The 10,515-nt window shown below is 56.2% G+C and carries 7 protein-coding genes and 3 pseudogenes; 7 read left to right on the top strand and 3 right to left on the bottom strand.

The window, feature by feature from the left end; all coding sequences use genetic code 11:
- Positions 1–1,452: pseudogene (locus RCH87_RS08750) on the bottom strand (transcription-repair coupling factor); the annotation flags it as partial.
- 245 nt (positions 1,453–1,697) lie between these two features.
- Here RCH87_RS08750 and RCH87_RS08745 point away from each other — a divergent pair.
- The 7 genes from RCH87_RS08745 (at position 1,698) to glnA (ending at position 9,471) form a co-directional block, all read left to right on the top strand.
- Positions 1,698–3,053 (top strand): MFS transporter, encoded by a 1,356-nt coding sequence (locus RCH87_RS08745; protein ID WP_306516321.1) that lies wholly within the window; start codon positions 1,698–1,700, stop codon positions 3,051–3,053.
- A 103-nt stretch (positions 3,054–3,156) separates the two neighbouring features.
- A complete protein-coding gene (glmU, locus tag RCH87_RS08740; protein ID WP_306516320.1) occupies positions 3,157–4,653 on the top strand; it encodes a bifunctional UDP-N-acetylglucosamine diphosphorylase/glucosamine-1-phosphate N-acetyltransferase GlmU in 1,497 nt (498 codons plus the stop codon).
- A 4-nt stretch (positions 4,654–4,657) separates the two neighbouring features.
- Positions 4,658–5,647: a ribose-phosphate diphosphokinase gene (locus tag RCH87_RS08735; RefSeq protein ID WP_284571721.1), complete on the top strand. Its 990-nt coding sequence runs from the start codon at positions 4,658–4,660 to the stop codon at positions 5,645–5,647.
- Positions 5,647–6,417: an SDR family NAD(P)-dependent oxidoreductase gene (locus tag RCH87_RS08730; RefSeq protein ID WP_306516319.1), complete on the top strand. Its 771-nt coding sequence runs from the start codon at positions 5,647–5,649 to the stop codon at positions 6,415–6,417. The genes RCH87_RS08735 and RCH87_RS08730 overlap by 1 nt, the downstream gene beginning before the upstream one ends.
- Before the next feature lie 186 nt (positions 6,418–6,603).
- Positions 6,604–7,290, top strand: a complete 687-nt coding sequence (locus RCH87_RS08725) for a 50S ribosomal protein L25/general stress protein Ctc (protein ID WP_306516318.1) — start codon at positions 6,604–6,606, stop codon at positions 7,288–7,290.
- Positions 7,291–7,358: 68 nt separating this feature from the next.
- Positions 7,359–7,943, top strand: a complete 585-nt coding sequence (gene pth, locus RCH87_RS08720; RefSeq protein ID WP_306516317.1) for an aminoacyl-tRNA hydrolase — start codon at positions 7,359–7,361, stop codon at positions 7,941–7,943.
- Positions 7,944–8,034: 91 nt separating this feature from the next.
- Positions 8,035–9,471 (top strand): type I glutamate--ammonia ligase, encoded by a 1,437-nt coding sequence (gene glnA, locus RCH87_RS08715; protein WP_306516316.1) that lies wholly within the window; start codon positions 8,035–8,037, stop codon positions 9,469–9,471.
- A 66-nt stretch (positions 9,472–9,537) separates the two neighbouring features.
- Here the strand turns inward: glnA and RCH87_RS08710 are convergent.
- Both RCH87_RS08710 and RCH87_RS08705 read right to left on the bottom strand, forming a co-directional pair.
- A pseudogene (locus tag RCH87_RS08710) lies at positions 9,538–10,035 on the bottom strand (IS3 family transposase); the annotation flags it as partial.
- 45 nt (positions 10,036–10,080) lie between these two features.
- Positions 10,081–10,515, bottom strand: a pseudogene (locus tag RCH87_RS08705) (DDE-type integrase/transposase/recombinase); the annotation flags it as partial.

The raw sequence follows: 10,515 nt of genomic DNA, 5'->3' as shown, positions 1-10,515 counted from the left end.
ACCAACCCGGTTACCCGTAAGGTCGGTTTCGGTCACTACCACCAGCGGCAGCGTCGCTCCGTCGTGCTGGTTGCGCACTTTCGGAAAGACCAATCCGGCATGACTCAGTGCCTGGTAAAGAGTAATTTCACCAGAATTTGGTTGCCAGCCTGGCTCAGCGACGTGGGCCGAAATTCCGTTTTCGCGGAAGCGTTCCGCCATGCGTTTGATAGCACCCGCAGCAGGGGCGATATAGGCGGCGCGTCCCCCGGCCTGACAGTGCGCGCGCAATTGCGACATCATGGCTTCGATTTCTTTGGCGTCGCCTTTCGGCTGCGGCCCAGCTTCGAATTCGAGTGGCAACGTTGCAGCCTCGTCGGCAGCAAACATTCCCGGAGGCGCGAACGTCCACCAGGAGTTGCCACGTTCCCGCGCGATATCTTCGAGTGCCTCTAAGGAGAGGTAATTCGCCGCAGATAGATCAAGCTTGTTGTGGGCAACGGGACCATCTGCCCCCATCGCTGCGGCTTCCCAGCTGGCGGCTAAGAATTCTACGTCGGTCTCGTGCAGGTCCTCTACCCTACGACGCACCTTTTCTGGGTCCATGACCAGCACGTGCGTGTTGTCCGGCACCAGGTCCACCAACGACACCATCGGCGCATCCGTCAGCACCGGAAGCAGCGCTTCCATGCCTTCCGACGGGATCTTTTCCGAGATCTTGGTGAGCAATTCCGCTAGCGTCGCGTTGGAAGCATACTCGCGTGCGAGTTTTTCCGCTTTCGCTGCTACCGCATCGGTAATGGGCAGTTCACGAGCCGGGAAAATATCGACTTTGCCAACTTCGATCTCGGAGATCGTGCGTTGGTCTGCGACCGAAAACTGGCGGATATCGGTGATTTCATCACCCCAGAATTCGATGCGCACTGGATAGTCCAGGGTGGTGGGATAGACATCGACGATGCCGCCACGTTTGGCAAACTGGCCTTTTTTACTGACCATATCGACGTGCGAATAGGCACGGAATTCTAATTCAGAAACCAGCTGGTCAAAGTCATATTCCTGTTCTTCAGCCAGGCTAATCGGCGCCCGGCCGTCGACAGATTCCAGCACCGGCTGCGCCAATCCACGGGCGGGGGTGACGATAACTTGCAACTCGTCTAAACGGTGCAGCACAGCCGCACGCTTGCCGACGATGTCAGCTCCTGGTGAAAGCCGCTCGTGCGGAAGAGTTTCCCAAGCCGGAAACATCGCGACTTTATCGCCCAGCATCGCCGCAAGTTCTGCAGTAATGTCTTCGGCTTCCCTGCCAGTCGCGGTGAGCACCACTACTGGTGCATGGTGCGCCAAGGTGCCGATAGCCCAGGGTCGAGCTTGCGTAATGCCGGTAATGTGCAGGGTTGGTTCACCAACATGATTGATGAGCCCTTTGAGTTTCGGATCGCTGGCAGCAACTTTTAATAGGCCGGCGAGCATATTCACTTCGGGATCATTCTCCTGACTGAGATGGCTGATGGCTGGAGCCTTACCCCCTAATATGAAAAAAGCTTCCCCACCAGGACTCGAACCTAGAATGACGGTACCAAAAACCGTAGTGTTGCCGATTACACCATGGGGAAACGTCAGCATCACCGCTGTGCGGATCACCAACGGCTTGCAACTTTACACAATGATGCCACGAATGCACAAACCGCAGTGTGTTCTTCCATTAGCCTAAAAGCATGAATCCAGACTCCCCAGATTCCGCACCGCAAGAGTTCGCAGGCAACGCTATCAACGCAGCTGATTCTGCAGCCCCGGCAGCACGCGTTGAGCGCGCCAACGGACGACTCATCGCCACCGCCAATGGCCTGCAAAATGTCGGTGATCAAACCGCCTCCGCCAAAACCGTACTGCCGTGGCTGCTTACCGCTGCTGGGGTGCCAGCCTTCTTTTTCGGTTTGTTGGTTCCGGTTCGTGAATCTTTAGCGATGCTCCCTCAGGCTCCACTGCGTCGTTGGGTGACGTCACACCGTCGTTCGCGCAAACGAGTCTGGATTATCGGTTCAGCGGGACAAGCCACCTGTGCAGGGCTGCTGGCTCTCGCTGCCCAAACGCTTAGCGGAAGCGCGCTCGGCATCGCCGTCGTCGTACTGCTGGCACTGCTCGCAACCTTCCGCTCGTTGTCGTCGTTATCCGGCAAAGATGTGATGGGCCGGGCAATCTCGAAGGGCCGGCGCGGAGCTGTCACAGGCTTGGCGACGACACTCGCTGGCACTGTCACCATCATCGTCGGCATCGTGTTGCTTTTCCTGCCTGCCCCCATGCCGATCTGGGTCGGAGCGATTCTCATCGCCATTGGTGCGTTCGCTTGGGCCCTGGCGGCGGTGGTCTTTGCACGAGTGGATGAACATCTCCACGCGACTCCGAAGCGCACCGAGACGCCGAACTCTGCGTGGTACACCGATACCTGGAATTTGGTGCGCGATGACGAACTGTTCCGCCGCTTCGTCCTCGTTCGCTCATTGCTGTTGGTCTCTGCACTTTCCACCGCGTTTATCGTCGCCGCCAGCGCGCAAGCCACCAGTGCGCAGGCAGAGGGCACCACAGCCTCCACCACAATTTCTGGTTTCGCCGATCTTGCTCCATTTGTGCTCGTTTCTGGTTTATCTGCTCTGTTGGCAGGCAGGGTTTCGGGGATCTGGTCGGATCGCTCATCCAAAACCGTGATGGCTGCTGCCGCCGGAGCATCGTCGGTCGTGCTTTTAATCCTGGTTTTGAGTGCACTCACAGCGCCACACTGGTGGAACACGGTCGCATTTCCGCTGGGGTTTTTCTTGGTCTCCCTCGCCCACGCCGCGATCCGGGTCGCGCGATCAACGTACTTGGTGGATATGGCCGAAGATGATCAACGCACCCGCTATACCGGCGCGGCAAACACCATCATGGGTGTGGTTTTGTTGCTAGTCGGTGCGTTGTCATCAGTCATCGCCATTCAAGGACCACTGTGGGCGTTAGTCTTTTTGGCAGTCATTGGGCTGGGCGGCGTTTGGGCAGCTCGCAGCCTTCCGGAAGTCTCCGAGCCACACCAGCGCTAGTTCGCCAGCCATGGATGTCAGCGCGCAGCCGCAGACAGATCGTTATGATTGGTGCCATTAGTTAATTAGTTAATCCCCATTTGTTCAGGAGTGAATTTTCGCCGTGGCTCATCAATCTTCCTGCTCGGTCATCATCTTGGCGGCCGGCGCCGGCACGCGGATGAAATCCGCCACCCAGAAAACGCTGCATGAAATCGGCGGTCGTTCGCTGCTCTCACACAGCGTGCATGCCGCAGCAGGCCTTGACCCGGCACAAATCGTCGTCGTCGTTGGCCACCAGCGCGAGCAGGTAACCCCAGCCGTCGACAAGCTTGCCGACGAACTCGGCCGCACGTTGACCGCCGCGGTACAAAAAGAGCAAAACGGCACCGGGCACGCCGTGCAGTGCGCCATGGATGCTCTGGCGGATTTCCAAGGCACAATCATTGTCACCAATGCGGATGTGCCCCTGCTGCGCCCAGAAACTTTGGATCAGTTGCGCGATCACCACGAAACTACCCAAGCAGGCGTGACGGTGCTTTCGGTGGAGCTTGCCGACGCCACCGGCTACGGCCGCATCGTTCGCGATAAAAACTCCCAGGTCACCGCGATCGTGGAACATAAAGATGCCTCGGAAGAAATCCGCAAAATCAACGAGATCAACTCCGGAGTTTTCGCCTTCGATGCCGCGGTACTGCGCGAAGCATTGACCAAGCTCAATACCGATAATGCACAGGGAGAGCTTTACATCACTGACGTGCTGGCGCTCGCACGCGAGGCTGGCCACGGTGTCGGAGCTTTCGTTGCCGCTGACGAAGGCGAATTAGCTGGAGTTAACAACCGAGTGCAATTGGCAGCGGCGGCCAAAGAGTTCAACCGGCGTACCGTCGAAGACGCGATGCTGGGTGGGGCAACAATCGTTGATCCAGATTCCACCTGGATCGGTGCCGATGTCACCGTCGGCCAGGATGTGACCATCCACCCCGGCACCCAGCTGTGGGGCACGACGTCAATCGCCGACGGCGCGGAAATCGGCCCAGATACCACGTTGCGAGATGTCACCGTCGGCCAGGATGCCCGCGTGATTCGCGCCCATGGTGAAAGCTCACGCATTGGTGCACGCGCAAATGTCGGCCCGTTTACCTACCTGCGCCCAGGAACCGACCTGGGCAACGAGGCAAAACTAGGTGGTTTCGTAGAAACGAAGAAAGCCACGATCGGGCAAGGTTCCAAGGTGCCGCACCTGACCTACGTCGGCGACGCCACCATCGGCAAGCATTCAAATATCGGTGCCTCGTCAGTCTTCGTGAACTATGACGGGGTAAACAAAAACCACACCGTCGTCGGTGACCATGTACGCACTGGTTCGGACACAATGTTTATCGCACCAGTGACGGTGGGTGATGGCGCCTATTCCGGGGCAGGTACAGTAATTAAAGACGATGTTCCACCAGGAGCACTCGCGGTCTCGGGTGGTCGGCAGCGCAACATCGAGGGTTGGGTCGCCAAGAAACGGCCTGACAGCTCATCCGCGCGCGCTGCCGAAGCAGCCACGCAAGCGCCCGATGCCGCTGATGATCAGGGTGTAGAACAAGCGCAGACTCCGAAGCAGAAGGGTTAATCCTATGACTGGCAAGATCGCTATGAACCAAAAAAATATGATGGTCTTCAACGGCCGCTCGCACCCAGCTCTCGGCGAGGCCGTCGCCAAGGAACTGGACACCAAGATCACCCCAATGCGCGCTGAGGACTTCGCTAACGGAGAAATCTTCGTCCGTTTCGAGGAATCCGTGCGTGGTGCCGACTGTTTCGTGATGCAATCTCACGCCACCGTCGAAGGCGGGAACCTGAACAAGTGGCTGATGGAACAGCTCATCATGATTGATGCGCTCAAGCGTGGCTCGGCCAAGCGCATCACCGCCATCCTGCCGTTCTACCCTTATGCGCGACAGGATAAAAAGCACCGCGGCCGTGAACCAATCTCCGCCCGCCTGATTTCTGACCTGCTGCAAACTGCTGGTGCGGACCGCCTGGTCTCGGTGGATCTGCACACCGACCAAATCCAAGGATTTTTCGATGGTCCGGTCGATCACATGCACGCCATGCCAGTGCTGACCGACTACATTAAGTCCAAATACCCAACTGAGAATATGTGCATCGTCTCTCCAGATGCCGGTCGCGTGAAAGTTGCTGAAAAGTGGGCCAACGTGCTCGGCGGCGCGCCAATGGCCTTCGTGCACAAAACCCGCAGCATCGATGTCGCCAACGAGGTAGTCGCTAACCGCGTGGTCGGTGACGTCGCTGGTAAAGACTGCATTTTGGTCGATGACATGATCGACACCGGTGGAACAATCGCTGGTGCTGCGAAGATCCTGAAGGATGAGGGCGCTAAGTCCGTCGTCGTCGCTTGTACCCACGGCGTATTTTCTGGACAGGCCCGTGAGAAGCTTTCGAATTGTGGTGCAGAAGAAGTCATCACCACCGACACCATGCCGCAATCCACCGAAGGCTGGGACAACTTGACCGTGCTATCTATTGCTCCATTGCTAGCGCGCACGATCAACGAAATCTTCGAAAACGGTTCGGTTACCACATTGTTCGAGGGATCTGCCTAATGAAAAGCTTTGAGGAATTTCGCGGAAAGGTTGCTCTCGTTACCGGTGGAGGCTTCGGCATCGGCGAAGAAATTTGCTACGAGCTCGGTGAACTAGGCGCCCACGTCGTGATTGCCGATGCCGCGGAGCACCAACCAACCACGGTTGCAGAAAAAATCCGTGACAATGGCGGCTCGGCCTACGCTATCGAGATCGATATGACCTCTGAATCGGATTACAAAGCTGCGGTACAAACCGCGGTGGAGCAATTCGGCGGCCTGCACTACGCGGTCAACTCCCCCGGCTACGGCGGCGAGGGGGAACTCACCGGCAAAATGAGCGGCCGCGAGTGGCGTGATCTTGTAGATCTCAACCTGAATGGTGTCGCCTACGCGATGCGCTATGAGATCGACCAGTTCCTCGATATGGATCTGACCTCGGAATGCTCGATCGTCAACGTCGCATCGGTGCATGGATTGGTTGCCGCCAAGGGAAAAGCCGCCTATTCCGCCGCAAAGCACGGTGTGATTGGCCTGACCCGTTCTGCGGCCGTGGAATATGGTTCCAAGGCTATACGTGTCAACGCAGTGTGCCCGGGCTATATCCGCAATGCCTTGCTGGCTAATTTCATGGATGAGGATGAGCTAACCAAGCTGATCAACGACCACCCGCTGGGCCGTTTGGGCTCGGTGCGTGAGGTTGCCGCGATGGTGATCTTCCTGTTGTCGTCGAACGCGTCGTTTATCACCGGCAGCGCACAAACCGTCGATGGTGGCTACACCGCGGTCTAAGTAGATTTCTTAGCGCACCCACTGTTTTGCTATGATGGCTCTCGTCTCGGCGAGGGCCATTCATTTTTGGCCGTTATCGACGCGATCTACACTTACCCCGGTTGCTCCCCGGTCGTGGATGTGCCCTTGCCTGTGCACGTTTGTCCACATTTTAAAATTTCTGACCGCACTGAGGAGTTATCCATTATGGCTGAAAAGACCCCAATTCTTGCAGCACAACCACGCAACGAATTCGGTAAGGGCGCTGCACGTCGTCTGCGCCGCGAGTGGCGAGTACCTGGTGTTCTCTACGGCTCCAACACCGAGCCAATCCACTTCTCCGTTGATCTTCTGGAACTGCAGACCATGCTGCGCTACAACGGTTTGAACGCCGTTTTGGAACTGGAAGTTGATGGCGAAAAGCACCTCTCGATGGTGAAAAACGTCGATCAGAACGTTCTTACCCTGGACGTTGACCACGTTGACCTGCTCTCCATTAAGCGCGGCGAGAAGGTTGAGGTTGAGGTTCCTGTCACCATCACCGGCGAGCCTGCTGCTGGCATGATGTTCATCCAGGACAACGACGTTCTGCTGGTCGAGGCCGACGTATTGTCCATTCCGGAAGAGATCGAGGTTTCCATCGAAGGCGCCGAAGACGGCACCGTCATCACCGCTGCTGACCTGGATATGCCAGGCAACACCACCCTGGTTGCCGAAGAAGACACCGTCATCGTCTCCGTCATGGAGCCACAGGAAGACGAAGAGCTCGAGGCTGCTGCTGCCGCTGCCGAGGAAGGCGGCGCTGAGGCTGGTGCTGACAGCGAAGAAGAAGCCGACGAGGAAACCCCAGCAGACCGTCTGGACCCTGACACTGAGTCTTCCGACGACGAATAAAGTTTACCGAGGAAGGCTCAGCCTTCCGACGGTAGCAACTTGCACAGAAAGTCGAGCCCGAAAGCATCATGTCTGCTGTACCTGCTTTATCTCAGCAATCCAGCGTGCTCGTTGTCGGGCTCGGTAACCCCGGTGCGCGTTATGCACAGACGCGGCACAATATTGGCTACCGAGTCGTTAATGAATTAGCAGAAACGACTTCTTTTCAGCCCGTGCCGTTCAGTCTGCACAAGCGCACCGGGGCTTTTGTCGCTGAGATGCCTGCTGGTGCTCTGCGACCAGGCGCGCCGAAGCTAATTTTGGCGCGTACCGCCACCCCAATGAACACATCTGGTGGCGTAGTCAATGCCTTGGCGAATTATTTTCACGTTGCGCCAGCGGGCATCGTCGCGATTTACGACGATATGGAACGCGAATTTGGTTCTTTCACTGTGAAACACGGCAGTGGCGATAAGGGTCATAACGGTCTGAAATCCTTGACGAAAGCTCTGGGCACTAAAGATTATGCCCGTCTGAGCGTGGGGATTGGACGCCCGCCGGGGAAAATGGATGCTTCTGCGTTTGTGCTTGGAAAATTTTCCGCAGCACAAGAGCAAGAACTCGATTTTATAATTCAAGATGTTGCCGATTATCTTCGGCAAGAACTTCTCTGAGTTTGCAACAAGAAATTCCGAATATGAACCGGGATTAGTCGGTATAGTGGGAACTACGACTGCACAGTTGCACCCAAAACGAGGAGTTCCCTTGAGTTTCGAATCCATTTCGGATGTCGTCCAACATATCGAAGACGAAGATATTAAATTCGTCGACATTCAATTTACCGACCTTCCTGGTGTAGAGCACCACTTCAGCATCCCTGCCTCGGAGTTCACTGAGGAGGCAGCAGAAGAAGGACTGGCTTTCGACGGCTCCTCGATCCGTGGGTTCACCACTATTGATGAATCCGACATGATGCTGTTGCCGGATCCACACTCGGCAGTGGTGGATCCATTCCGTAGCACGAAGACACTGAACATTAAGTGCTTTGTGCACGATCCGTTTACCCGCGAGCCATTCTCGCGTGACCCGCGTACCACTGCGCGCAAGGCCGAGGAGTATCTGAAATCCACCGGCATCGCAGATACCTGCTTCTTCGGTGCCGAGGCAGAATTTTATTTGTTCGACAAGGTACGTTTCGATACCTCAACGAACGCCGGTTTTTACGAAGTCGATTCCGACGAGGGTTGGTGGAACACCGATAAGGAAACCACCATCGATGGGCTTCCTAACCCTGGTTACAAGACGCGCCCGAAGGGTGGCTACTTCCCTACGGCTCCTTATGACCAGTCCGTGGAAATCCGCGATGCCATGGCTTTGAACCTGGAAAAGGTGGGCTTTGAGCTAGAGCGTTTCCACCACGAGGTCGGTTCGGGCGGCCAGCAGGAGATTAACTACCGTTTCTCCACCTTGTTGCACTCAGCGGATCAGATCCAGCTGTTCAAGTACGTCATCAAAAACACCGCTTTCCAGCACGGCAAGACGGCTACCTTCATGCCGAAGCCATTGGCCGGCGACAACGGCTCGGGTATGCACGCCCACCAGTCGCTGTGGAAAGACGGTTCCCCACTGTTCCATGACGAGGACGGCTACGCCGGCCTATCGGATATGGCTCGCTACTACATCGGCGGCATTCTGGAGCACGCTGGAGCGGTATTGGCATTCACCAACGCCACGCTGAACTCCTACCACCGCCTGGTTCCTGGCTTCGAAGCACCAATCAACTTGGTGTACTCGCAGCGTAACCGTTCGGCTGCCGTGCGCATTCCGACCACCGGCAACAACCCAAAGGCGAAACGTCTGGAGTTCCGTGCACCGGACCCATCCGGTAACCCCTACTTGGGCTTCGCGGCAATGATGATGGCTGGTATCGACGGCATCAAAAACCGCATCGAGCCACACGCTCCGGTCGATAAAGACCTCTACGAGCTGCCACCAGAAGAGGCACAAGATATTCCTACCGCACCAACGTCGTTGGAGGAATCCCTCAAGGCCTTGCGGGAAGACAACGAATTTTTGACCGAAGGCGATGTGTTCACCGAGGACCTCATCGACACTTACATCAAGTACAAGTACGACGAGGAAATCACCCCGGTTCGTCTGCGCCCAACTCCGCAGGAATTCGAAATGTACTACGACTGCTAAGCACCACGCTTCACGCGCCAGCGCCCCACTTTTGAACTGGCCCCCGAAAGTTGGACTGGTTTAATTCTAGGCGGTTAAAGGATTTAGGGTCTGATTCCGGTATTGCACCGGAGTCAGGCCCTTGAGTCGTTTCTGGATGCGTTCATGGTTATACCAACGAATGTATTCATCAATTGCCTGGTAGAACTCCTCCACACTGGTAAATGATTCACCGTGGTACATCTCTGACTTGAGGTGCCCAAAGAAGTTTTCCATCACCGCGTTGTCGTAACAGTTTCCCTTCCTTGACATCGACTGTGTCCCACCAATACCTGTAATGAGTGTGCGCCAACTCGAATGCTGGTACTGGAATCCCTGATCGGTATGCACCACCAATCCTTAATCTGGTGATTCTTGCGCGATGGCATCACGCAAAGACTGCGAGGTAAACACCGTATTCGGTGAGGTTGCAACACTGTACGACACGATTGAACGATCACATAAGTCCATAATTGGCGATAGATAGACTTTGGTGCCAGCAACGCGAAACTCCGTGACATCGCTTGCCCACACCGTATTTGGCTTGAGGTTGCCCGCAAATCGTGGACACGTAGTGGAGCTAACTAGTGGTTAGGCAGCTAATTCTTTTCTGCTGGTGGTTAGACCAATGTGGTTCTCGAAGTCGACGGGGCTGACCATCCCGAGTGCTTCAGTGCCGGCGCCGACGGTTGTAAACGACTTCAATCCAGTAAGCAACGGCCTTGCGTGCGGCATCACGGGTGGGCCAGCGCTTCCGGTCGCAGAACTCGGTTTTAAGCGTCGACCAGAACGACTCAGCCATCGCGTTATCGAAGCACACTCCGGTACGCCCCACAGACTGAGCAATGCCCAGGTTGCGGCACACCTCCCAGAGCTTCTCACTGGTGAATTGGGTTCCACGGTCAGCGTGAAACACTAGCCCATCAGGAACATCACCGCGCAGCGTATACGCCATCCGCAGCACTTTTTCGACCAGGGAAGTATCTTGCACGCTATCCATAGCCCATCCCAGTACCCTGCGGGAAT

The organism is Corynebacterium sp., from assembly GCF_030826625.1.
Lineage (GTDB): Bacteria > Actinomycetota > Actinomycetes > Mycobacteriales > Mycobacteriaceae > Corynebacterium.
The sequence above is the reverse complement of the archived record's forward strand: the minus strand, read 5'-3'. Positions and strand labels throughout refer to the sequence as shown.